At 57.1% G+C, this 24096-nt stretch carries 21 protein-coding genes; 19 read left to right on the top strand and 2 right to left on the bottom strand.

All coding sequences use genetic code 11. The features are described from left to right. Positions 1–78: 78 nt before the first annotated feature. The 11 genes from nuoC to nuoN all read left to right on the top strand — a co-directional run bounded on the left by nuoC (position 79) and on the right by nuoN (position 13900). Positions 79–1881: an NADH-quinone oxidoreductase subunit C/D gene (nuoC, locus tag JBO43_RS05240; RefSeq protein WP_202673846.1), complete on the top strand. Its 1803-nt coding sequence runs from the start codon at positions 79–81 to the stop codon at positions 1879–1881. Between the two features lie 2 nt (positions 1882–1883). Then, the gene (gene nuoE / locus JBO43_RS05235) at positions 1884–2384 is read left to right on the top strand and encodes an NADH-quinone oxidoreductase subunit NuoE (protein WP_095282749.1); all 501 of its coding nucleotides are present in this window, start codon (positions 1884–1886) and stop codon (positions 2382–2384) included. Continuing rightward, the gene (nuoF, locus tag JBO43_RS05230) at positions 2381–3718 is read left to right on the top strand and encodes an NADH-quinone oxidoreductase subunit NuoF (RefSeq protein WP_095282748.1); all 1338 of its coding nucleotides are present in this window, start codon (positions 2381–2383) and stop codon (positions 3716–3718) included. The genes nuoE and nuoF overlap by 4 nt, the downstream gene beginning before the upstream one ends. A 57-nt stretch (positions 3719–3775) precedes the next feature. After that, positions 3776–6502 carry an NADH-quinone oxidoreductase subunit NuoG gene (nuoG, locus tag JBO43_RS05225; protein WP_202673845.1) on the top strand — a complete coding sequence of 909 codons (2727 nt, stop codon included), beginning with the start codon at positions 3776–3778 and terminating at the stop codon, positions 6500–6502. Then, positions 6499–7476, top strand: a complete 978-nt coding sequence (nuoH, locus tag JBO43_RS05220; protein WP_095282746.1) for an NADH-quinone oxidoreductase subunit NuoH — start codon at positions 6499–6501, stop codon at positions 7474–7476. The genes nuoG and nuoH overlap by 4 nt, the downstream gene beginning before the upstream one ends. Before the next feature lie 13 nt (positions 7477–7489). Beyond that, positions 7490–8032 (top strand): NADH-quinone oxidoreductase subunit NuoI, encoded by a 543-nt coding sequence (gene nuoI / locus JBO43_RS05215; protein ID WP_095282745.1) that lies wholly within the window; start codon positions 7490–7492, stop codon positions 8030–8032. Positions 8033–8043: 11 nt separating this feature from the next. After that, a complete protein-coding gene (gene nuoJ / locus JBO43_RS05210) occupies positions 8044–8598 on the top strand; it encodes an NADH-quinone oxidoreductase subunit J (protein WP_095282744.1) in 555 nt (184 codons plus the stop codon). After that, positions 8595–8897 carry an NADH-quinone oxidoreductase subunit NuoK gene (gene nuoK / locus JBO43_RS05205; RefSeq protein WP_003861496.1) on the top strand — a complete coding sequence of 101 codons (303 nt, stop codon included), beginning with the start codon at positions 8595–8597 and terminating at the stop codon, positions 8895–8897. Before nuoJ ends, nuoK begins: the two co-directional genes overlap by 4 nt. After that, positions 8894–10735, top strand: coding sequence for an NADH-quinone oxidoreductase subunit L (gene nuoL, locus JBO43_RS05200; protein ID WP_095282743.1), 1842 nt, complete (start codon positions 8894–8896; stop codon positions 10733–10735). The genes nuoK and nuoL overlap by 4 nt, the downstream gene beginning before the upstream one ends. A 171-nt stretch (positions 10736–10906) precedes the next feature. Beyond that, the gene (gene nuoM / locus JBO43_RS05195) at positions 10907–12436 is read left to right on the top strand and encodes an NADH-quinone oxidoreductase subunit M (RefSeq protein ID WP_095282742.1); all 1530 of its coding nucleotides are present in this window, start codon (positions 10907–10909) and stop codon (positions 12434–12436) included. 6 nt (positions 12437–12442) lie between these two features. Further along, on the top strand, positions 12443–13900 hold the full coding sequence (gene nuoN / locus JBO43_RS05190; protein WP_095282741.1) for an NADH-quinone oxidoreductase subunit NuoN: 1458 nt from the start codon (positions 12443–12445) through the stop codon (positions 13898–13900). Positions 13901–14094: 194 nt separating this feature from the next. Here the strand turns inward: nuoN and JBO43_RS05185 are convergent, their stop codons facing one another. Both JBO43_RS05185 and rnz read right to left on the bottom strand, forming a co-directional pair. Continuing rightward, positions 14095–15099: a chemotaxis protein gene (locus tag JBO43_RS05185; RefSeq protein WP_095282740.1), complete on the bottom strand. Its 1005-nt coding sequence runs from the start codon at positions 15097–15099 to the stop codon at positions 14095–14097. 64 nt (positions 15100–15163) lie between these two features. Next, on the bottom strand, positions 15164–16081 hold the full coding sequence (rnz, locus tag JBO43_RS05180) for a ribonuclease Z (RefSeq protein WP_202673844.1): 918 nt from the start codon (positions 16079–16081) through the stop codon (positions 15164–15166). A 71-nt stretch (positions 16082–16152) separates the two neighbouring features. Here rnz and JBO43_RS05175 point away from each other — a divergent pair, with 71 nt between their 5' ends. From JBO43_RS05175 to menE, 8 genes are all read left to right on the top strand, one after another. Then, positions 16153–16614: a GNAT family N-acetyltransferase gene (locus tag JBO43_RS05175; protein ID WP_103950089.1), complete on the top strand. Its 462-nt coding sequence runs from the start codon at positions 16153–16155 to the stop codon at positions 16612–16614. A gap of 53 nt (positions 16615–16667) precedes the next feature. Then, a complete protein-coding gene (elaB, locus tag JBO43_RS05170; protein WP_095284335.1) occupies positions 16668–16973 on the top strand; it encodes a stress response protein ElaB in 306 nt (101 codons plus the stop codon). Positions 16974–17069: 96 nt separating this feature from the next. After that, the gene (gene menF, locus JBO43_RS05165; RefSeq protein WP_202673843.1) at positions 17070–18365 is read left to right on the top strand and encodes an isochorismate synthase MenF; all 1296 of its coding nucleotides are present in this window, start codon (positions 17070–17072) and stop codon (positions 18363–18365) included. A gap of 88 nt (positions 18366–18453) precedes the next feature. Beyond that, on the top strand, positions 18454–20124 hold the full coding sequence (gene menD, locus JBO43_RS05160) for a 2-succinyl-5-enolpyruvyl-6-hydroxy-3-cyclohexene-1-carboxylic-acid synthase (RefSeq protein ID WP_103947219.1): 1671 nt from the start codon (positions 18454–18456) through the stop codon (positions 20122–20124). Further along, positions 20121–20897 carry a 2-succinyl-6-hydroxy-2,4-cyclohexadiene-1-carboxylate synthase gene (gene menH / locus JBO43_RS05155; protein ID WP_202673842.1) on the top strand — a complete coding sequence of 259 codons (777 nt, stop codon included), beginning with the start codon at positions 20121–20123 and terminating at the stop codon, positions 20895–20897. The genes menD and menH overlap by 4 nt, the downstream gene beginning before the upstream one ends. Further along, entirely contained in the window at positions 20894–21751 is an 858-nt protein-coding gene (gene menB / locus JBO43_RS05150; RefSeq protein ID WP_095282734.1) for a 1,4-dihydroxy-2-naphthoyl-CoA synthase, read from the top strand. The genes menH and menB overlap by 4 nt, the downstream gene beginning before the upstream one ends. After that, entirely contained in the window at positions 21751–22716 is a 966-nt protein-coding gene (menC, locus tag JBO43_RS05145; RefSeq protein WP_202673841.1) for an o-succinylbenzoate synthase, read from the top strand. Before menB ends, menC begins: the two co-directional genes overlap by 1 nt. Next, positions 22713–24074, top strand: a complete 1362-nt coding sequence (menE, locus tag JBO43_RS05140) for an o-succinylbenzoate--CoA ligase (RefSeq protein ID WP_202673840.1) — start codon at positions 22713–22715, stop codon at positions 24072–24074. The genes menC and menE overlap by 4 nt, the downstream gene beginning before the upstream one ends. Positions 24075–24096: the final 22 nt, after the last annotated feature.

Here is a 24096-nt window from a genome sequence, read left to right as displayed (position 1 = left end):
GGCCTGGAGCAAAACCTTCGCATATCACTATACAAATAGCGCGAAGCCAGGCTTAACAGTCACCACGGACCATTTGCAATGGTGAACAATATGACCGACTTAACCGCGCAAGAAGCCGCATGGCAGACCAGGGATCATCTCGATGACCCGGTCATCGGCGAGCTGCGCAACCGTTTTGGGCCGGATGCCTTTACTGTTCAGGCCACCCGCACCGGGGTACCCGTTGTTTGGGTCAAGCGTGAACAATTGCTGGAAGCAGTAGAGTTCTTAAAGAAACTGCCTAAACCTTACGTCATGCTGTTTGACTTACACGGCATGGATGAGCGTCTACGCACCCACCGTCACGGTTTACCCGCGGCGGATTTTTCCGTTTTCTACCACCTGATCTCAATAGACCGCAATCGGGATATCATGCTCAAGGTGGCATTGTCTGAAAACGACATGCATCTGCCGACGATCACCAAACTTTTCCCGAACGCGAACTGGTATGAGCGTGAAACCTGGGAAATGTTCGGTATGACCTTCGATGGTCACCCGCACCTGACGCGCATCATGATGCCGCAGACCTGGACCGGCCACCCGCTGCGTAAAGACTACCCGGCACGCGCCACCGAATTCGACCCGTTTGAGCTGACCAAAGCCAAACAGGATCTGGAGATGGAAGCGCTGACCTTCAAGCCGGAAGATTGGGGCATGAAGCGTGGCACTGAAAACGAGGACTTCATGTTCCTCAACCTCGGTCCAAACCACCCGTCTGCGCACGGTGCATTCCGTATTATTCTTCAGCTCGATGGCGAAGAGATTGTCGACTGCGTTCCTGACGTCGGTTACCACCACCGTGGTGCTGAGAAGATGGGCGAGCGCCAGTCCTGGCACAGCTACATTCCGTACACCGACCGTATCGAGTACCTCGGCGGCTGCGTGAACGAAATGCCTTACGTGCTGGCCGTAGAGAAACTGGCCGGTATCAAAGTGCCTGAACGCGTTGATGTTATCCGCGTCATGCTCTCTGAACTGTTCCGTATCAACAGCCATCTGCTCTACATCTCCACGTTCATTCAGGACGTCGGGGCGATGACGCCGGTGTTCTTCGCATTTACCGACCGTCAGAAAATCTACGATCTGGTTGAAGCGATTACCGGTTTCCGTATGCACCCGGCCTGGTTCCGTATCGGCGGTGTGGCACACGATCTGCCGCGCGGATGGGATCGCTTGCTGCGTGAATTCCTCGACTGGATGCCGAAGCGTCTGGCTTCTTACGAGAAAGCCGCGCTGCGCAACACCATTCTGATTGGCCGTTCCAAAGGCGTTGCCGCTTACGGCGCGAAAGAAGCGCTGGAGTGGGGCACCACCGGTGCTGGCCTGCGTGCGACCGGTATTGATTTCGACGTGCGTAAAGCCCGTCCATATTCTGGCTACGAAAACTTCGACTTTGAAATCCCGGTTGGCGGCGGTGTATCCGACTGCTACACCCGCGTGATGCTGAAAGTGGAAGAGCTGCGCCAGAGTCTGCGCATCCTTGAGCAGTGCCTCAAAAACATGCCGGAAGGCCCGTTCAAAGCGGATCACCCGCTGACGACGCCGCCACCGAAAGAGCGCACGCTGCAACATATCGAAACCCTGATCACTCACTTCCTGCAAGTTTCATGGGGCCCGGTCATGCCAGCCCAGGAATCCTTCCAGATGATTGAAGCGACCAAGGGTATTAACAGTTACTACCTGACCAGTGACGGCAGCACCATGAGCTACCGTACGCGTATCCGTACGCCGAGCTTTGCGCACCTGCAGCAGATCCCGTCCGCCATTCGCGGCAGTCTGGTCTCCGACCTGATTGTGTATCTGGGTAGTATCGATTTTGTTATGTCAGATGTGGACCGCTAATTATGCACGAGAATCAACAACCACAAACCGAGGCTTTTGAGCTGAGTGCGGCAGAACGTGCGGCAATTGAGCATGAAATGCATCACTACGAAGACCCGCGTGCGGCATCCATTGAAGCGCTGAAAATCGTTCAGAAGCAGCGCGGTTGGGTTCCAGATGGCGCTATCTACGCGATCGCCGACGTGCTGGGTATCCCGGCAAGCGACGTGGAAGGGGTGGCAACATTCTATAGCCAAATCTTCCGCCAGCCGGTGGGCCGTCATGTGATCCGCTATTGCGACAGCGTGGTGTGTCATATCACCGGTTATCAGGGCATCCAGGCCGCGCTCGAGAAAAAACTCGACATCAAGCCAGGACAGACGACTTTTGACGGTCGTTTCACGCTGCTGCCAACCTGCTGCCTGGGTAACTGCGACAAGGGGCCGAGCATGATGATTGATGAGGACACTCACAGCCATCTGACGCCGGAAGCAATTCCTGACCTGCTGGAGCGGTACAAATGAAAACTGTCATTCGCACTGCTGAGACTCATCCGCTGACCTGGCGTCTGCGCGATGACAAACAGCCAGTATGGCTCGACGAATACCAGAGCAAAAACGGTTACGAAGGTGCGCGTAAAGCGCTGTCTGGCATGGCGCCGGACGAAATCGTTAATGCCGTTAAAGATTCCGGCCTGAAAGGGCGCGGCGGTGCAGGCTTTTCCACCGGTCTTAAGTGGAGCCTGATGCCGAAAGACGAATCCATGAACATCCGTTACCTGCTGTGTAACGCCGATGAAATGGAGCCCGGCACCTATAAAGACCGTCTGCTGATGGAACAGCTGCCGCACCTGCTGGTGGAAGGCATGCTGATCTCGGCGTTCGCGCTGAAAGCCTACCGTGGCTACATCTTCCTGCGCGGCGAATACATTGAAGCAGCGGAAAACCTGCGTCGTGCTATCGCGGAAGCGACCGAAGCGGGCCTGCTGGGCAAAAATATTCTCGGTACCGGTTTTGATTTTGAGCTGTTCGTGCACACCGGGGCAGGGCGTTATATCTGTGGTGAAGAGACCGCACTGATCAACTCCCTCGAAGGCCGCCGCGCGAACCCGCGCTCCAAGCCTCCGTTCCCGGCAAGCTCTGGCGTGTGGGGTAAACCGACCTGTGTCAACAACGTCGAAACCCTGTGTAACGTGCCGGCTATCCTCGCCAACGGCGTGGAGTGGTATCAGAACATCTCGACCAGTAAAGATGCTGGCACCAAGCTGATGGGCTTCTCCGGTCGCGTTAAAAATCCGGGTCTGTGGGAACTGCCGTTCGGGACTACCGCACGTGAAATCCTCGAAGACTACGCGGGCGGCATGCGCGATGGCCTGAAATTCAAAGCCTGGCAGCCAGGCGGCGCGGGGACTGACTTCCTGACCGAAGCGCACCTCGACCTGCCAATGGAATTCGAAAGCATTGGTAAAGCAGGCAGCCGTCTGGGTACGGCGCTGGCGATGGCCGTTGACCATGAAATTGGCATGGTGTCGCTGGTGCGTAACCTGGAAGAGTTCTTCGCCCGCGAATCCTGCGGCTGGTGTACGCCATGCCGTGATGGTTTACCGTGGAGCGTGAAGATCCTGCGCGCCATCGAGCGCGGCGAAGGCCAGCCTGGGGACATCGAAACACTTGAGCAACTGTGTCGATTCCTCGGTCCGGGTAAAACCTTCTGTGCCCACGCACCAGGTGCCGTTGAGCCATTGCAAAGCGCGATTAAATATTTCCGCGACGAATTCGAAGCGGGCATCAAGCAGCAGTTCAGCAATACCCACTTGATTAACGGTATTCAGCCGAACCTGCTGAAAGCGCGCTGGTAGCGATACTGAATTTTGATTAACGCTCAGATTTATTCTGAGCCAACTGGAAGCATGCTAATGGCTACGATTCATGTAGACGGCAAAGAATACGAGGTCAACGGGGCCGACAACCTGCTAGAAGCTTGTCTGTCTCTCGGCCTTGATATTCCGTATTTTTGCTGGCATCCGGCGCTGGGCAGCGTCGGTGCTTGCCGCCAGTGTGCGGTGAAGCAATATCAAAACGCGGAAGACACGCGTGGACGCCTGGTCATGTCCTGTATGACACCAGCGACCGAAGGCACCTTTATTTCGATTGAAGACGAAGAAGCGAAACAGTTCCGCGAGAGCGTTGTGGAATGGTTGATGACCAACCACCCGCACGACTGTCCGGTCTGCGAAGAGGGCGGTAACTGCCACCTTCAGGATATGACCGTCATGACCGGTCACAGCTTCCGTCGCTATCGCTTTACCAAACGTACCCACCGCAATCAGGATCTGGGGCCGTTCATCTCTCATGAAATGAACCGCTGCATCGCCTGCTACCGCTGTGTGCGTTACTACAAAGATTATGCAGACGGTCAGGATCTGGGCGTGTATGGCGCACATGACAACGTCTACTTTGGTCGTCCGGAAGACGGTACGCTGGAAAGCGAATTCTCCGGCAACCTGGTAGAAATCTGCCCGACCGGCGTATTCACCGACAAAACGCACTCCGAGCGTTATAACCGTAAGTGGGACATGCAGTTTGCGCCAAGCATCTGCCAGCAATGTTCCCTCGGCTGTAACACCAGCCCGGGTGAGCGCTACGGCGAACTGCGTCGTATCGAAAACCGCTACAACGGTACCGTTAACCACTACTTCCTCTGCGACCGTGGTCGTTTTGGCTATGGCTATGTGAACCTGAAAGACCGTCCGCGTCAGCCGGTTCAGCGCCGTGGCGATGACCTGATCACCCTCAACGCTGAGCAAGCGATGCAGGGCGCAGCAGATATTCTGCGCCAGTCGAAGAAAGTGATCGGTATCGGCTCCCCGCGTGCCAGCGTCGAAAGCAACTTTGCGCTGCGGGAGCTGGTGGGTGCGGATAACTTCTACACCGGGATCGCCAACGGCGAGCAGGAACGTCTGCAACTGGTGCTGAAAGTGCTGCGCGAAGGCGGTATTCGTACTCCTGCGCTGCGCGAAATCGAATCCTATGACGCCGTGCTGGTGCTGGGCGAAGATCTGACGCAGACCGGGGCACGCGTTGCGCTGGCGGTTCGTCAGGCGGTGAAAGGTAAAGCACGTGAAATGGCAGCGGCCCAGAAAGTGGCTGACTGGCAGATTGCGGCGATCCTGAATATCGGCCAGCGCGCCAAGCATCCGCTGTTTGTCACTAATGTCGACAACACCCGTCTGGACGACATCGCGGCGTGGACCTATCGCGCACCGGTAGAAGATCAGGCGCGTCTCGGTTTTGCCATTGCTCACGCGCTGGATAACAGTGCTCCGGCCGTTGAAGGCCTGGATCGTGACCTGCAAAACAAGATTGACGTGATCGTTCAGGCTTTGGCCGGAGCGAAAAAACCGCTGATTATTTCCGGCACCAACGCCGGTAGCCCGGACGTGATTCAGGCTGCGGCAAACGTCGCGAAAGCGCTGAAAGGGCGCGGAGCGGACGTGGGCGTGACCATGATTGCACGCGCCGTGAACAGCGTCGGTCTGGGTATGATTGGCGGCGGTTCTCTGGAAGAAGCATTAAGCGAACTCGAATCGGGTGCGGCTGACGGCGTTATCGTCCTTGAGAACGACCTGCATCGTCATGCGTCTGCGGCCCGCGTAGATGCGGCCCTGTCTAAAGCACCGCTGGTAATGGTTATCGACCATCAGCGTACGGCGATCATGGACAAAGCGCATCTGGTGCTGTCGGCAGCAAGTTTTGCTGAAAGCGACGGTACGGTTATCAACAACGAAGGCCGCGCACAGCGTTTCTTCCAGGTTTATGACCCGTCTTACTACGACAGCAACAACGTGATGCTGGAAAGCTGGCGCTGGCTGCACTCTCTGCACAGCACCGTGGAAAACCGTCAGGTGGACTGGACGCAGCTCGATGATGTTATCGACGCAGTGGTGGCCAAACTGCCACAACTGGCAGGCATTAAAGATGCTGCGCCGGATGCGAACTTCCGCATTCGCGGCCAGAAACTGGCGCGTGAACCGCACCGTTACAGTGGCCGTACGGCGATGCGTGCAAATATCAGCGTGCACGAACCGCGTCAGCCGCAGGATAAAGACACCATGTTCGCCTTCTCGATGGAAGGGAACAACCAGCCATCTGCACCGCGTTCTCAGATTCCGTTCGCATGGGCACCGGGCTGGAACTCCCCGCAGGCATGGAACAAATTCCAGGCCGAAGTGGGTGGTTCTCTGCGCCACGGCGATCCAGGTGTGCGTTTGATTGAAGCGAGCGAAACGGGTCTGGAGTACTTCACGACCGTTCCGACAAGCTTCGAAGCGCAGGAAGGCAACTGGCGTATCGCGCCTTACTACCATCTGTTTGGTAGTGATGAGATGTCCCAGCGTTCTCCGGTGTTCCAGACGCGTATGCCGCAGCCGTACATCAAGCTCAATCCGGCGGATGCCGCGAAGCTTGGCGTCAATGCGGGCAGCCAGGTCTCCTTTAGCTATGAAGGCCAGACCATCAGCCTGCCGCTGATTATTGCGGACGGTCTGACAGCAGGGCAGGTCGGTCTGCCGATGGGTCTGCCGGGCATCGCTCCGGTACTGGCGGGCGCGCGTCTTGATAATCTGCAGGAGGCACAAGCATGAGTTGGTTAACGCCGGATCTCATCGAAATTCTGTTAAGCATTCTCAAGGCGGTGGTCATTCTGCTGGTGGTTGTCACCTGCGGTGCGTTCATGAGCTTTGGTGAACGTCGTCTGCTCGGTCTGTTCCAGAACCGTTACGGACCGAACCGCGTGGGCTGGGGTGGTTCACTCCAGCTGGTCGCGGACATGATCAAGATGTTCTTTAAAGAAGACTGGATCCCGAAATTCTCGGATCGCGTCATCTTTACCCTGGCGCCGATGATCGCCTTTACCTCGCTGCTGCTGGCTTTTGCTATCGTCCCGGTCAGTCCGACCTGGGTGGTAGCGGACCTGAACATCGGGATCCTGTTCTTCCTGATGATGGCAGGCTTGGCGGTTTACGCGGTCCTGTTCGCGGGCTGGTCGAGTAACAACAAATACTCCCTGCTGGGTGCGATGCGTGCGTCTGCGCAGACCCTGAGCTACGAAGTGTTCCTCGGTCTTTCCCTGATGGGCGTGGTGGCGCAGGCCGGTTCATTCAACATGACCGACATCGTCAATAACCAGGCTGATATCTGGAACGTCATTCCGCAGTTCTTTGGTTTTGTCACCTTTGCCATCGCGGGCGTGGCGGTGTGTCACCGTCACCCGTTTGACCAGCCAGAAGCCGAACAGGAACTGGCCGACGGTTACCACATTGAATATTCCGGCATGAAATTCGGTCTGTTCTTCGTGGGCGAGTACATCGGTATCGTCACCATTTCCGCGTTGATGGTAACGCTGTTCTTTGGTGGCTGGCATGGCCCGTTCTTACCGCCGTTCATCTGGTTCGCGCTGAAAACCGCGTTCTTCATGATGATGTTCATTTTGATTCGTGCGTCCTTACCGCGTCCGCGTTATGACCAGGTAATGTCCTTCGGCTGGAAAGTGTGCCTGCCGCTGACGCTCGTCAACTTGTTGGTAACGGCGGCTGTCATTCTCTGGCAGCAGCCATAAGGGGCTATAGAACATGACCTTAAAAGAATTATTGGTAGGCACTGGCACCCAGCTTCGCAGTATCTGGATGATCGGCCTGCACGCGTTTGCAAAACGCGAAACCCAGATGTATCCGGAAGAGCCGGTATATCTGCCGCCGCGCTACCGTGGCCGTATCGTGCTGACCCGCGATCCGGACGGCGAAGAGCGCTGCGTGGCCTGTAACCTGTGTGCGGTAGCGTGTCCGGTCGGCTGTATCTCTTTGCAGAAAGCAGAGACCAAAGATGGCCGCTGGTACCCTGAGTTCTTCCGCATTAACTTCTCACGCTGCATTTTCTGCGGTCTGTGTGAAGAAGCGTGCCCAACCACGGCGATTCAGCTGACTCCAGATTTCGAACTGGGTGAGTACAAGCGTCAGGACCTGGTGTACGAGAAAGAGGATCTGCTGATTTCCGGTCCGGGCAAATACCCGGAATATAACTTCTACCGGATGGCGGGTATGGCAATCGACGGCAAAGATAAGGGCGAAGCAGAGAACGAAGCCAAGCCTATCGACGTCAAGAGCCTGTTACCGTAAGGAGAGGGGCAATGGAATTCGCTTTTTATATCTGTGGCCTTATCGCCATCCTGGCCACGCTGCGAGTGATTACGCACACCAATCCGGTGCATGCGCTGCTGTATTTAATCATTTCGCTGCTGGCCATTTCCGGCGTGTTCTTCTCGCTGGGAGCCCACTTTGCGGGCGCACTGGAAATCATCGTCTACGCCGGTGCCATTATGGTTCTGTTCGTCTTCGTGGTGATGATGCTGAACCTGGGTGGCTCTGAAATTGAACAAGAACGTCAGTGGTTAAAACCGCAGGTGTGGATTGGCCCGGCGATTCTGTCGGCCATCATGTTAGCGGTGATCGTTTACGCGATTCTCGGCGTTAACGATCAGGGCATCGACGGTACGCCGATTAGCGCGAAAGCGGTCGGTATCACGCTGTTTGGCCCGTACGTACTGGCCGTTGAACTGGCGTCGATGCTGCTGCTGGCGGGTCTGGTTGTGGCCTTCCACGTCGGTCGCGAAGAGCGTGCTGGCGAAGTGCTGAGCAACCGTGCGAATGACAGCGCGAAAAGAAAAACGGAGGAGCGCGCATGATCCCCTTAACACATGGACTGATCCTCGCCGCGATTTTGTTCGTTCTGGGCTTAACCGGTCTGGTTATCCGCCGCAATCTGCTGTTTATGCTGATCGGTCTGGAAATCATGATCAACGCTTCCGCGCTGGCCTTTGTGGTCGCCGGTAGCTACTGGGGCCAGACCGATGGTCAGGTAATGTACATTCTCGCCATCAGCCTTGCGGCTGCCGAAGCGAGTATTGGCCTGGCGCTGTTGCTGCAGCTCCATCGTCGCCGCCAGAACCTGAACATCGATTCAGTAAGTGAGTTGCGTGGATGAACATGCTCGCCTTTACCATTATTTTCCCGCTGATCGGCTTTATGCTGCTGGCGTTTTCTCGCGGTCGCTGGTCAGAAAATCTGTCCGCCACCGTGGGGATTGGCTCAATCGGCCTGGCTGCGTTGGTGACAGCGTATGCGGGTATCGACTTCTTTAACAACGGCAAGCAGGCATTTACCCTGCCGCTGTGGACCTGGATGTCGGTCGGTGATTTCAACATCGGTTTCAGTCTGGTGCTGGATGGTCTGTCTCTGACCATGCTCTCCGTGGTGACCGGTGTCGGCTTCCTGATCCACATGTTCGCCTCCTGGTATATGCGCGGTGAAGAGGGTTACTCCCGCTTCTTCGCCTACACCAACCTGTTTATCGCCAGCATGGTGGTTCTGGTGCTGGGTGATAACCTGCTGTTGATGTATCTCGGCTGGGAAGGCGTGGGTCTCTGTTCTTACCTGCTGATCGGTTTCTACTACACCGATCCGAAGAATGGCGCAGCGGCCATGAAAGCGTTCATCGTGACCCGTGTGGGTGACGTGTTCCTCGCTTTCGCGCTGTTCATTCTTTACAACGAACTGGGCACGCTGAACTTCCGCGAAATGGTGGAACTGGCACCGGCTCACTTCGAAGCAGGCAACAATATGCTGACGTGGGCAACGCTGATGCTCCTCGGTGGTGCTGTGGGTAAATCCGCGCAGCTGCCGTTGCAGACCTGGCTTGCGGACGCGATGGCAGGCCCAACGCCTGTCTCCGCGCTGATCCACGCGGCAACCATGGTGACCGCTGGTGTTTATCTCATTGCGCGTACTCATGGCCTGTTCCTGATGACCCCGGAAATCCTGCACCTGGTCGGTATCGTGGGTGCGGTAACGCTGGTGCTGGCGGGCTTTGCCGCGCTGGTTCAGACCGACATTAAACGCGTTCTCGCTTACTCGACCATGAGCCAGATTGGCTACATGTTCCTGGCGCTCGGCGTACAGGCATGGGACGCGGCGATTTTCCACCTGATGACGCACGCGTTCTTCAAAGCGCTGCTGTTCCTCTCGTCCGGCTCCGTCATTCTGGCGTGCCACCACGAGCAGAACATCTTCAAGATGGGCGGTCTGCGCAAATCTATTCCGCTGGTTTATGTCTGCTTCCTGGTGGGTGGCGCGGCGCTGTCGGCTCTGCCGATCATCACCGCGGGCTTCTTCAGTAAGGACGAAATCCTTGCGGGTGCGATGGCAAATGGTCATATCAATCTGATGGTGGCAGGTCTGGTCGGTGCATTCATGACCTCCCTGTATACCTTCCGAATGATTTTCATCGTGTTCCACGGTAAAGAACAAATTCACGCTCACGCAGGGAAGGGGATTACCCACCACCTGCCGCTGCTGGTGCTACTGGTGCTGTCTACCTTCGTTGGCGCGATGATTGTGCCACCGCTGCAGGGCGTACTGCCAGACACCACCGAGCTTGAGCACGGTCGCGTTCTGACGCTTGAAATCACCTCGGGTGTGGTCGCTATCGCGGGCATCCTGATCGCTGCATGGCTGTGGCTGGGCAAACGTACTCTGGTCACTGCGGTGGCTAACAGTGCGCCGGGCCGTCTGCTGGGCACCTGGTGGTACAACGCGTGGGGCTTCGACTGGCTGTACGACATGATCTTCGTTAAGCCGTTCCTCGGCATTGCGTGGCTGCTGAAACGCGATCCAATGAACTCCATGATGAACATCCCGGCGGTGCTGTCCCGCTTCGCAGGTAAAGGCCTGCTGTTGAGCGAGAACGGTTATCTGCGCTGGTATGTGGCTTCGATGAGCATTGGTGCGGTTGTCGTGCTGGCGCTGCTGATGGTGTTGCGTTGATTTGAGATGGGGTTTCGCCCGGTGGCACTGCGCTTACCGGGCCTACAAGACCGTAGGTCGGGTAAGCGTAAGCGCCACCCGACACAACAAACCCCATCCGAACTGAATTTTCCGTGAGAATTCGTTGAACATCGGCCTCTGCTGAGGCCTTAAAAAGGAATAAAAATCGCCATGTTACTACCCTGGCTAATATTAATTCCCTTCATTGGTGGGTTCCTGTGCTGGCAGACCGAACGCTTTGGCGTGAAGATGCCGCGCTGGATTGCGCTGATCACCATGGGATTGACGCTTGCACTTGGTCTGCAACTCTGGTTGCAGGGCGGCTATTCACTGACCCAGTCTGCGGGCATTCCGCAGTGGCAGTCTGAATTTATCCTGCCGTGGATACCGCGCTTTGGTATCACGATCCACCTCGCCATCGACGGACTGTCGCTGCTGATGGTGGTGCTGACCGGCCTGCTCGGCGTTCTGGCGGTACTGTGTTCCTGGAATGAGATTCAAAAATACCAGGGATTCTTCCACCTGAACCTGATGTGGATCCTGGGCGGCGTGATCGGCGTGTTCCTTGCCATCGACATGTTCCTGTTCTTCTTCTTCTGGGAAATGATGCTGGTGCCGATGTACTTCCTGATCGCGCTGTGGGGCCACAAGGCATCCGACGGTAAAACGCGTATCACGGCGGCGACCAAGTTCTTCATCTACACCCAAGCGAGTGGTCTGGTGATGTTGATTGCGATCCTGGGGCTGGTATTTGTTCACCACAACGCGACCGGTATCTGGACCTTCAACTACGAAGACCTGCTGAAAACGCCAATGTCTCACGGCGTGGAATACCTGTTGATGCTGGGCTTCTTCATCGCGTTTGCGGTGAAAATGCCGGTGGTTCCGCTGCACGGCTGGCTGCCAGACGCGCACTCCCAGGCACCAACGGCGGGTTCTGTCGACCTGGCGGGGATCTTGCTGAAAACCGCGGCTTACGGTCTGCTGCGCTTTGCGCTGCCGCTGTTCCCGAATGCTTCCGCTGAGTTCGCGCCGATTGCGATGTGGCTCGGTGTTATTGGCATCTTCTACGGCGCATGGATGGCATTCACGCAGTACGACATCAAACGTCTGATCGCGTATACCTCCGTTTCCCACATGGGCTTCGTGCTGATTGCTATCTACACCGGCAGCCAGCTGGCGTACCAGGGCGCGGTGATTCAGATGATTGCGCACGGTCTCTCTGCGGCAGGTCTCTTCATCCTCTGCGGTCAGTTGTACGAACGTCTGCATACCCGTGACATGCGCATGATGGGCGGTCTGTGGAGCAAAATTAAGTGGCTGCCAGCCCTGTCGATGTTCTTCGCAGTGGCGACGCTGGGGATGCCGGGCACCGGTAACTTTGTCGGCGAATTTATGATTCTGTTCGGCAGCTTCAAAGTGGTTCCGGTGATTACGGTTGTCTCCACCTTCGGCCTGGTCTTCGCGTCCGTTTACTCGCTGGCGATGCTGCATCGCGCTTACTTCGGTAAAGCGAAGAGCCAAATCGCGGCGCAGGAACTGCCGGGGATGTCACCGCGCGAACTGTCCATCGTTCTGCTGATTGTTGTACTGCTGGTGCTGCTGGGCTTCTATCCGCAGCCGATTCTGGATACGTCGCATTCCGCGATGGGTAACATCCAGCAGTGGTTTGTTAATTCTGCTTCTACTACAAGGCCGTAAATCGCCATGACAATAACTCCACAACAACTGATTGCGCTGCTACCGCTGCTGATCGTCGGATTGACGGTGGTGGTTGTGATGCTCTCCATTGCGTGGCGACGCAATCATTTCCTGAATGCGACGCTGTCGGTTCTGGGACTGAACGCTGCGTTAGTTTCCCTCTGGTTTGTTGGCCAGGCGGGCGCAATGGATGTCACCCCGCTGATGCGCGTTGACGGCTTTGCGATGCTTTATACCGGGCTGGTTCTGCTGGCGAGTCTGGCGACTTGTACCTTTGCGTACCCGTGGCTCGAAGGCTACAACGACAACAAAGAAGAGTTTTACCTGCTGGTTCTGATTGCCGCTCTCGGCGGGATCCTGCTGGCGAATGCCAACCATCTGGCGGCCCTGTTCCTCGGTATTGAGCTGATCTCTCTCCCGCTGTTCGGCCTGATTGGTTATGCATTCCGCCAGAAGCGTTCTCTGGAAGCCGCTATCAAATACATGATTCTGTCTGCTGCGGCATCGTCCTTCCTGCTGTTTGGTATGGCGCTGCTGTATGCACAGTCCGGTAACCTCTCTTTCGTGGCGCTCGGTAAGAGCCTTGGCGACACCATGCTGCATGAACCGCTGCTGCTGGCGGGTCTGGGCCTGATGATTGTTGGCCTCGGCTTTAAACTTTCTCTGGTTCCGTTCCACCTGTGGACGCCAGACGTGTATCAGGGCGCTCCGGCTCCTGTTTCCACTTTCCTGGCGACGGCGAGCAAAATCGCTATCTTCGGCGTGGTGATGCGTCTGTTCCTGTACGCGCCAGTCGGCGACAGCGAAGCGGTACGCGTAGTGCTGGGCATTATTGCCTTCGCCTCGATCATCTTCGGTAACCTGATGGCGCTGAGCCAGACCAATATCAAGCGTCTGCTGGGTTACTCGTCTATCTCTCATCTGGGCTATCTGCTGGTGGCACTGATTGCGCTACAGAGTGGCTCAATGTCGATGGAAGCCGTCGGCGTTTACCTGGCAGGTTATCTGTTCAGCAGTCTCGGCGCGTTCGGCGTGGTGAGTCTGATGTCCAGCCCGTACCGTGGTCCGGATGCAGATTCACTGTACTCTTACCGTGGTCTGTTCTGGCACCGTCCGATTCTGTCTGCGGTGATGACCGTGATGATGCTGTCTCTGGCGGGTATCCCGATGACGCTTGGCTTTATCGGTAAGTTCTACGTGCTGGCTGTCGGTGTGCAGGCGGGTCTGTGGTGGCTGACCGCTGCGGTGGTTATCGGTTCCGCAATCGGTCTGTACTACTATCTGCGTGTTGCTGTGAGCCTGTATCTGAACGCGCCGCAGCAGTTGAACCGCGATGCGCCAACCAACTGGCAGTACAGCGCTGGCGGTATTGTGGTGCTGATCTCCGCGCTGCTGGTGCTGATCTTCGGTATCTATCCGCAGCCGCTGATTACCCTGGTACAGCACGCGATGCCGCTGATGTAAGAGTGACAGACGTAAAAAAACCCGCTTCGGCGGGTTTTTTGTTTTCTCCCACTTCCGTAGAAGAGGGCCAGGGTGAGGGCAACAGGCCGCACACCACGGTTATTGCCGGGTGTCGCTTCGCTTACCCGGCCTATGTTCCTATCGCTTTTGTAGGCCGGGTAAGGCGAAGCCGCCACCCGGCAATCAGGCACAAATCACGCTAACTGTTTACGACTGATCAACGGCCCATCAATCTTCTTCATCGAACGATCCAGCACTTCCTCAATCACCGATGACAGCTCGTTAAGCTCAAACTTCGCCACATAACCGTCGGCCTTCACCTTGCGGATATGATCTTCGTTGGCGTTCCCGGAAAGGGAGGAGTGAATGACAACCGGAATGTGCTTGAGGATTTCGTCTGATTTGATTTTGCGCGTCAGCGTAAATCCGTCCATCTCCGGCATTTCAAGGTCGGTCAATACCAGTGCGATTTTATCGGTAATCGGCACGCCTTCAGCCTGTGCCTGTGCAGCCAGAACGCCGATTTTTTCCCACGCTTCTTTGCCGGTGATATGCAGCTGGGCCGGAATATTCATCGCCTCCAGCCCTTTTTCCAGCATTGAACGGGCGACTTTTGAATCTTCAGCCACAATCGCCACCGCGCCAGGCTTGATGTTGAATTTGTTGGTTTTCAGATTGGTGGCGTGCAAATCGTGGTTGGCCGGGGTGATGTCATACAAAATCTGCTCGACGTCGAGGACCATCGCCAGATTGTTAGAATCGGCGCCTTCATCCAGGCTGGCGATGCTGGTGATATACCGCCCGCTGACGGCGGTTTCGGCTGCATGCACCTGCTTCCAGTCCAGTCGCATGATATTGTCCACTGACTCCACGGCAAACGCCTGCACGCTGCGGGCATATTCGGTAATCAGCAAAATATTCAGACCCGTTTTGGGTGTACAGCCCGCGACTGCTGACAGATCGATAACCGGAATCACCTGATCGCGGATATTCACCATCCCCATGAGTGGCGATTTCATGCCTGCGGGTTTGGTGAATTCCGGCATCGGAACAATTTCGCGCAGCTTAAAGACGTTAATGCCAAACAGCTCAGACTTGTTCTCATTCATCGAGGTGCCGAGACGGAACAACAACAGCTCAAACCGGTTCGACAGGGTCAGATTCGCCCTGTCATCAATATCTTTCTGGAAATTATCCATTTTACCCTCAAGTGAGATGCTTGCCTTTTAATCGTTATCGGCACGCCGAGGGAAAAGTGAAGGGCTAAACGCAAACCTGCAAGAAATCGTGGGCCAACTCGCACTCTGCGAACACATCCCGGCATTCAGTCAGTAGCGCGGCACAGCCCTGCGCGTCGTAGCGTGAGCTTAAGTGGGTGACGATCAGTTTCTTCACGCCGGCTTCCTGCGCGAGTGCGGCGGCCTGTCGCGTTGAGCTATGTCCCCGGCTGTTGGCTTTCTCTTCCATTGCCGCCTCAAGCGTCGCCTCGTGGACCAGAACATCGACGCCGTGAGCCAGAATTAGCGCCTGCGGACAAGGGGCCGTATCGCCAAAAATCGCCACTTTTTTGCCAGCAACAGGGGCCGCAAGATAGTCCGGTCCGTTGACGACACGCCCGTCATCCAACGTCACGGTTTCACCGTTTTTCAACTGCTGGAACAGCGGACCCGGCTTGATGCCGTCCCTGATAAGCGCTGCGGCATCGAGTGCGCCAGGTTTATCGTGCTCATCAACGCAATAGCCGTAACACTCCACCGGATGATTCAGCGATTGTGCAGTGACCGTATAACGCTGGTCTGCAAAAACCACGCCTTCGGTGATTTCAATGACTTCCAGCGGATAATCGGTCCACGACCCGCTGAGGCGCAGGGTGGTTTCAACAAACTCTTTAATTCCTGCTGGGCCGTAAATCGTCAAAGGATTTGCATTTCCGGCCATCGAACGGCTGCACAGCAGCCCCGGCAAACCAAACAGATGGTCGCCGTGCAGGTGGGTAATAAAAATCTTATCCAGTTTGCCAGGGTGATAGGTGGTGCGTAACAGCTGATGCTGCGTCCCTTCACCACAGTCGAAAAGCCATAAACCGGCGTGCGTGGGGTGCTGCAAATCGAGCAGAATCGCCGTCACATTTCGTGAGCGGGTTGGCACGCCCGCGGACGTACCGAGAAAAATCAGTTCCATAACATCATCAAACTCTATGACTCTCGAGAAGTGTTTAGTATAACGGGATGAAACCCAAGAAGGAGACTGACATGATCCAGTGGCAAGATTTACATCATAGTGAACTGACCGTTTCTGCCCTGTACGCATTACTCAAATTACGCTGCGAAGTGTTCGTCGTGGAACAAACCTGCCCGTATCAGGACATCGACGGTGATGACCTGGTGGGTGAGAACCGCCATATCCTCGGCTGGAAAGATGACGAGCTGGTAGCGTATGCGAGGATTCTGAAAAGCGAAGACGATTATGACCCTGTCGTCATTGGCCGGGTGATTATCAGCGGCAAAGCGCGCGGCGAAAAACTCGGCTATGCATTGATGGAGCACACGCTAGCTTCTTGTGAAAATCAGTGGCCAGACAAGGCGTTATATCTGGGCGCACAGGCACATCTGCAACCGTTCTACGCTCACTTTGGCTTCGCTCCCGTCACGGAAGTGTATGACGAAGATGGCATTCCGCACATCGGGATGGCGCGGGAAGCGAAACAGGCGTAATGCGCGGTCGTTGTCTATAGTTAGCGGACTGAAGCACTCACATGGAGAAAAATATGTCATTTCAATCCTGGGATTCCCGTATCGACGACGACCTGGCGCTGCTTAGCGAAACGCTGGAAGAAGTGCTGCGTTCTTCAGGCGATCCGGCTGACCAAAAGTACATTGAGTTAAAAGCACGTGCGGAGCAGGCGCTGGAAGAGGTGAAAAACCGCGTCAGCAATGCGTCCGATAATTACTATTACCGGGCTAAAAAAGCAGTCTATCGCGCCGATGATTATGTACACGAAAAACCGTGGCAGGGTATTGGTGTTGGGGCTGCGGCAGGCTTGGTGTTAGGGCTTCTGCTCGCTCGCCGCTGATTCTGCGCACAAACGGTGACCCCTCCCTAAACGTGGGTACTGCTTTTTAGGCTAAGTACCCCGTATAATGTGAGGTTTTAACAGGGAGAGGTCAGCGTGCATTCGATTTCAGTCGCGATGGAACGTCTTTGCAGCTTTCTGGCGCAAGACTTTCCGGCAACCCCCGGCGTACGCCATATCGACATTGCTTTCCCGTTAAACGATGCCTTCGACCCGCTGGCCTGGCTGGGCGCTCAGGCGTGTTATCCCCAGTTTTACTGGCAGCAGCGTAACGGTGAAGAAGAACTTGCCGCCCTCGGCGCGGTGCAGCACTTCTCCTCACTTTCTCTCGCTCGCCAGTTCTTGCAGAACCCTTCGCTTCCCGACGATACCCGTATTTGCGGGCTGAACGCGTTTACCTCGGAACAAAGCCATCTTTTTCTGCCGCGCCTGCTATGGCTGCGCCTCGGTGGGGTGGCGACGTTGCGCCTGAACCTGGCAAGCGACCATTCGCTACAGGATGATGCGCAACAGGCCCGTGATTTCGTGCAGCAGCTCTGCAATCTCAAACCTATTGCATCCCTTTCGCTGCATAAGGTGCGCGAAACCCATCAGCCAGCGAAGACGGAATGGCTACGTCTGGTTTCACAGGCCACCGATACCATCGCCAGCGGTGCGTTTGAAAAAGTAGTACTCGCGCGGGCGACCGATCTGCACTTCGACCGCGGCGTGAATGCCATCGCGCTGATAGCCGCCAGCCGCCGTTTGAATCTCAACTGCTACCATTTCTGCATGGTATTCGACGCCCACAGCGCGTTTATGGGCTCATCGCCGGAGCGCTTATGGCGCAGGCGTGGCAAGCATTTGCGCACTGAAGCGCTGGCCGGTACCGTGGCCAGCCATCCTGATGACGGTCAGGCTCAGCGTCTTGGCGACTGGCTGCTGGCGGACGACAAAAACCAGCGTGAAAACATGCTGGTGGTGGAAGATATCTGCCAGCGGTTACAACACCACACACAGGCGCTGGAAGTGCTTCCGGCGCAAATTGTTCGCCTGAGAAAGGTACAACACCTGCGTCGCTGTATCTGGACTGAATTACACGACGCCAACGACGAACAGTGTTTGCAGCTGTTACAGCCGACGGCCGCCGTCGCAGGTTTGCCGCGTCTGCCTGCGCGCGATTTTATTCAGGCGTTTGAACCCTTCGACCGGGAATGGTACGCCGGTTCTGCCGGATATCTTTCCCCCGCACAAAGCGAGTTTTGCGTTGCGCTTCGCAGCGCGCGCATCACTGATTGTGCAGTGAGACTCTACGCCGGTGCGGGGATCGTCAGTGGTTCCGTGCCCGAGGAGGAGTGGCAGGAGATAGAGAACAAAGCCGCAGGGCTGAGGACACTGCTCCTTAATGATTAAGACTGAGTCGCGCATTCCCGATTCATATCAAAATTCAATCACTCTCTATTATTTATACTGTGTCTCAATATTGATACCGGACAATTTCATGTCAGTAAGTTCTTTTAACCGACGCTGGGCGACGGTGATCCTTGAAGCCCTGACTCGCCATGGCGTCAGGCATGTGTGTATTGCGCCGGGCTCACGTTCTACGCCGCTGACGCTGGCAGCGGCAGAAAACCGTGCGTTTATTCATCACACCCATTTTGATGAGCGCGGTCTTGGCCATCTGGCGCTGGGGCTGGCAAAAGTCAGCCAGGCGCCCGTGGCAGTCATTGTGACGTCCGGTACGGCGGTCGCGAATCTCTATCCGGCGCTGATTGAAGCCGGGTTGACGGGCGAAAAGCTTATTCTGCTTACCGCCGACCGTCCGCCTGAGCTGATCGACTGCGGCGCCAACCAGGCGATTCGTCAGCCGGGCATTTTTGCCTCTCATCCGTCTCAGTCCATCGCGTTACCGCGCCCGACCCAGGACATCCCCGCCAGCTGGCTGGTCTCAACGATTGATAACGCGCTGGGATCGCTGCACAGCGGGGCGCTGCACATCAACTGCCCGTTCGCTGAACCGTTGTATGGCGAAATGGACAACACCGGTGTGGAGTGGCAGCAAACCCTCGGCAACTGGTGGCGCAGCGACAAACCCTGGCTGCGCGCACAAACCCATCTCGAAAGCGCAAAACAGCGTGACTGGTTCTTCTGGCGGCAAAAGCGCGGCGTGGTACTCGCCGGGCGGATGACTGCCGCTGAAGGTAAACAGGTGGCGGAGTGGGCGCAAACCCTGGGCTGGCCGCTGATTGGCGACGCGCTCTCGCAAACCGGGCAGCCGCTGCCGTGCGCCGACCTTTGGCTGAGTAACGCCAAAGCAGTGACAGAACTGGCGCAGGCGCAGATTGTTGTTCAACTGGGATCGAGCCTCACCGGTAAGCGTGTGCTGCAATGGCAAACCACCTGCGAGCCGGAAGAATACTGGCTGGTCGATCCGCTGGAAGGTCGGCTCGATCCGGCGCACCATCGCGGGCGTCGTCTGGTCAGCAATATCGACGACTGGCTGGACGCTCATCCGGCGGAAAAACGCCAGCCTTGGGCGACGGATATCCCGATGCTGTCGCGCCAGGCCTGGGAGCTAACCGCTCAGCAGTGCGAAGGGTTTGGCGAGGCCGAACTGGCGCACCGTATCCGCCAGTACCTGCCAGAGCAGGGCCAACTGTTTGTCGGTAATAGCCTGGTGGTGCGTCTGATTGATGCCCTGTCTAAGTTACCTGCCGGATATCCGGTCTACAGTAACCGGGGCGCCAGCGGTATCGACGGATTGATCTCTACGGCGGCAGGCGTACAGCGCGCGAGCGCGAAATCGACACTGGCGATTGTCGGAGATTTATCGGCCCTGTATGACCTTAACGCGCTGGCGCTGCTGCGCCAGGTCTCCGCGCCGTTCGTGCTGATTGTGGTCAACAATAACGGCGGGCAGATTTTCTCCCTGCTGCCGACGCCGCAAAGCGAGCGCGAGCGTTTCTACCTCATGCCGCAAAACGTGAATTTTGAGCACGCCGCCGCAATGTTTAGCCTCAAATACCGCCGCCCGGAAAGTTGGGCCGATCTGGATGAAGCCATGAACCGCGCCTGGAAACAGCCCGGTGCCACGCTGATTGAGCTGGTGGTGAACGATTCTGACGGCGCGCAGAAGCTGCAAAATCTTCTCGCCCAGGTGAGCCACCTATGATCCTCGCCGGTGAAACACGCGCTGGAAAGCCAGGTTTCCCCTGGCTGGTGTTCCTGCACGGTTTTTCCGGCGATAACCGTGAATGGCAAAATATAGGCAAGAAACTGCCGGACTATCCGCAGCTGTATCTCGATCTCCCTGGCCACGGCGGTTCACAGGATATCGCGGTGACAGGATTCAAAAACGTAAGTCAGCTGCTGAGCAAAACTCTGATTAGTTACAACATACTTAACTACTGGCTGGTGGGGTACTCCCTCGGCGGCCGCGTGGCGATGTTTCATGCCTGCCAGCAGCCGGAAGGATCGGCGGGGCTGATCGTCGAGGGCGGACATCCTGGCCTGCGCGACGCCACAGAGCGAGAGGCGCGAGCCGATTCCGACACCCGCTGGGCGATGCGTTTTCGCGATGAACCCCTGGCGTCAGTCTTCCAGGACTGGTATCAGCAGCCGGTCTTTGCCTCTCTGACCGACGCGCAGTGCGACGAACTGGTTGCCCTGCGTAGCCAAAACAACGGCGCGACCCTGGCGGCCATGCTGGAAGCCACCTCTCTGGCGGTACAGCCTGATTTACGTGTGGCGCTCAGCGCCAGCAAAATTCCTTTTCACTATGTGTATGGCGAGCGCGACGAGAAGTTTGCAGCCCTCGCGGCTGAACTTCACGCCGAACGCCACGTGATTCCCAATGCCGGACACAACGCCCACCGGGACAATCCCGCTGCGGTCGCCGCGTGTCTGGCGCAGATACTGCGTCTTCGAATAAAGGACATCCCATGATCTACCCTGATGAACAAATGCTGTATGCACCCGTTGAATGGCAAGACTGCTCCGAAGGCTACACGGATATTCGTTACCACAAATCTGCCGACGGCATTGCCAAAATCACCATTAACCGTCCGCAGGTGCGTAACGCGTTTCGTCCTCTGACCGTCAAAGAGATGATGCAGGCAATGGCCGACGCGCGCTACGACGATAACATCGGCGCGATCGTTCTGACCGGCGAAGGCGATAAAGCCTTCTGCGCGGGCGGCGATCAGAAAGTGCGCGGCGACTACGGCGGATACCAGGACGACTCCGGCGTGCATCACCTGAACGTGCTCGATTTCCAGCGCCAGATCCGCACCTGTCCAAAACCTGTTGTCGCAATGGTCGCGGGCTACTCCATCGGTGGCGGCCACGTGCTGCACATGATGTGTGACCTTACGATTGCCGCTGAAAACGCTATTTTCGGCCAGACCGGCCCGAAAGTCGGCTCCTTCGACGGCGGCTGGGGCGCCTCCTATATGGCGCGTATTGTTGGCCAGAAAAAAGCGCGTGAAATCTGGTTCCTGTGCCGTCAGTACGACGCCAAAGAGGCGCTGGATATGGGCCTCGTCAACACCGTGGTGCCCATTGCCGATCTGGAAAAAGAGACCGTCCGCTGGTGTCGCGAAATGCTGCAAAACAGCCCGATGGCGCTGCGCTGCCTGAAAGCCGCACTGAACGCCGACTGCGACGGTCAGGCCGGTCTGCAGGAGCTGGCGGGTAACGCCACCATGCTGTTCTACATGACCGAAGAAGGGCAGGAAGGCCGCAACGCGTTTAACGAAAAACGCCAGCCAGACTTCAGCAAATACAAACGGAACCCGTAATGCGTCGCGCGCAGGTTTACCGCTGGCAGATACCGATGGACGCGGGCGTGGTGCTGCGTGAACGGCGGTTAAAAACCCGTGACGGTCTGTTCGTCCATTTGCAGCAGGGCGAAAAGCAGGGCTGGGGCGAAGTTTCGCCGCTGCCGGGCTTTAGCCTGGAAACGCTGGACGATGCCGAGGCGGCGCTGCTGACCTGGGTTAACGCCTGGCGCGACGGCGCTTCTCCGGCGCTGCCGGATGTGCCGTCTGCCGCGTTCGGCATCAGTTGTGCGCTGGCGGAGCTTAACGGCACGTTGCCGGAGGCGGCAGATTATCGCGCCGCGCCGCTCTGTTCCGGCGATCCGGACGAGCTGTTTGCCGCACTTGCCGCCATGCCCGGCGAGAAAGTCGCTAAGGTCAAAGTGGGCCTGTACGAAGCAGTGCGCGACGGCATGGTCGTCAACCTGCTGCTCGAAGCGATTCCCGATTTGCGTCTGCGACTGGACGCCAACCGCGCCTGGACGCCGCTCAAAGCGCAGCAGTTCGCGAAGTATGTTAATCCGGTTTACCGCGACCGCATCGCGTTTATAGAAGAACCGTGCAAAACCCGCGACGACTCGCGCACCTTTGCGCAGGAGACGGGGATTGCCATTGCCTGGGATGAAAGCCTGCGCGAGGCGGATTTCGAGTTTATCGCCGAGCCGGGTGTTAGCGCGGTGGTGATCAAACCGACGCTCACGGGCAGTCTGGCGAAGGTGCGCGAGCAGGTCGCGGCGGCCCACGCGCTGGGTTTGACCGCGGTGATCAGCTCCTCCATCGAGTCGAGCCTTGGCCTGACCCAGCTGGCGCGGATTGCCGCGTGGCTGACTCCGAACACCATTCCGGGGCTGGACACGCTCAATTTGATGCAGGCTCAGCTGGTGCGTCGCTGGCCGGACAATGCGCTCCCGCTGGTGGACGTTGAGGTGCTGGAGCCGCTGCTATGAGTTTTACCGACTGGCCGTGGCGACACTGGCGCGGGCAAAACGCCGACAAACCGGCGTTGCGCCTGAACAGTGAAGTCCTGACCTGGCATCAGCTGTGTCAGCGCGTCGATGCGCTGGCCAGCGGCTTCCACCAGCAGGGTGTGCAGGACGGTGACGGCGTGATGCTGATGGCGCAAAACCATCCCGGCACGCTGCTCGCCTGGCTGGCGCTGCTGCAATGCGGCGCGCGGATTTTACCCGTCAACCCGCAGCTTCCGCGTCCGCTGCTGGATGTGTTACTTCCGCAGATGACTCTGCGCTTTGCGCTGGCGCTGGACGGCGGGTTCGACGGATTATCGTCACTCTCAATGCAAGAATCCGCAGGCCAATACGCAGCCCAATGGCAGCCTGAGCGGCTGGCGTCCATGACGTTAACCTCTGGCTCCACTGGCCTGCCAAAAGCGGCGGTACACACCTGTGAGGCGCATCTTGCCAGCGCACAGGGCGTGCTTTCCCTGATGCCGTACGCCGAAGACGACGACTGGTTGCTCTCGCTCCCGCTATTTCACGTCTCCGGTCAGGGGATTTTGTGGCGCTGGCTGCGGGCCGGTGCCCGTTTAACCGTATGTGAAAAACAGCCGCTGGAGCAGATGCTACAGGGCTGCACGCATGCGTCTCTGGTGCCGACGCAGCTCTGGCGCTTACTGAATAATCACGAGCCTGTCGCCCTCAAAGCCGTACTGCTGGGCGGTGCCGCCATTCCGGTGGAGTTAACGCTCAACGCGCAAGAGCAGGGCATCAAAACCTGGTGCGGATACGGGTTGACGGAATTTGCGTCGACTGTCTGTGCGAAAGAAGCCGACGGCCAACCTGATGTCGGGTATGCGCTACCAGGACGCGAAGTCAGGATTGTTGATGGAGAAGTCTGGCTGAAAGCGAAAAGCATGGCCAGTGGTTACTGGCGCAACGGGGGATTAGCGCCGCTTGCCAACGAGCAGGGCTGGTTCGCTACCCGCGATCGTGGGGAATTGCACGATGGCCGTCTGACGATTGTTGGACGGATGGATAATCTGTTTTTCAGCGGTGGCGAGGGCATCCAACCGGAAGAGCTGGAGCGCGTAATCGTCGCACATCCTTTGATTCATCAGGTGTTTGTTGTTCCGCTGGATGACATTGAATTCGGTCAGCGCCCGGTGGCGGTGATCGAGTGTGCAGAAAATGCAGACATCTCGACGTTCCCCGAGTGGGTGAGCGACAAACTGGCGCGATTTCAGCAGCCGCGACACTGGCTGGTGTTACCCGCCGAGCTGAAAAGCGGTGGGATCAAAATCTCCCGTCGGGCGTTGCAGCAGTGGGTTAATGCTTTTCTGAAAGGGTAGTCTGTTAACTGACCTTAACACT

The sequence above is a fragment of the Lelliottia jeotgali genome (genome assembly GCF_016771845.1).
Taxonomy (GTDB): domain Bacteria; phylum Pseudomonadota; class Gammaproteobacteria; order Enterobacterales; family Enterobacteriaceae; genus Enterobacter; species Enterobacter jeotgali.
This window is presented reverse-complemented; position numbering and strand designations above follow the sequence as displayed.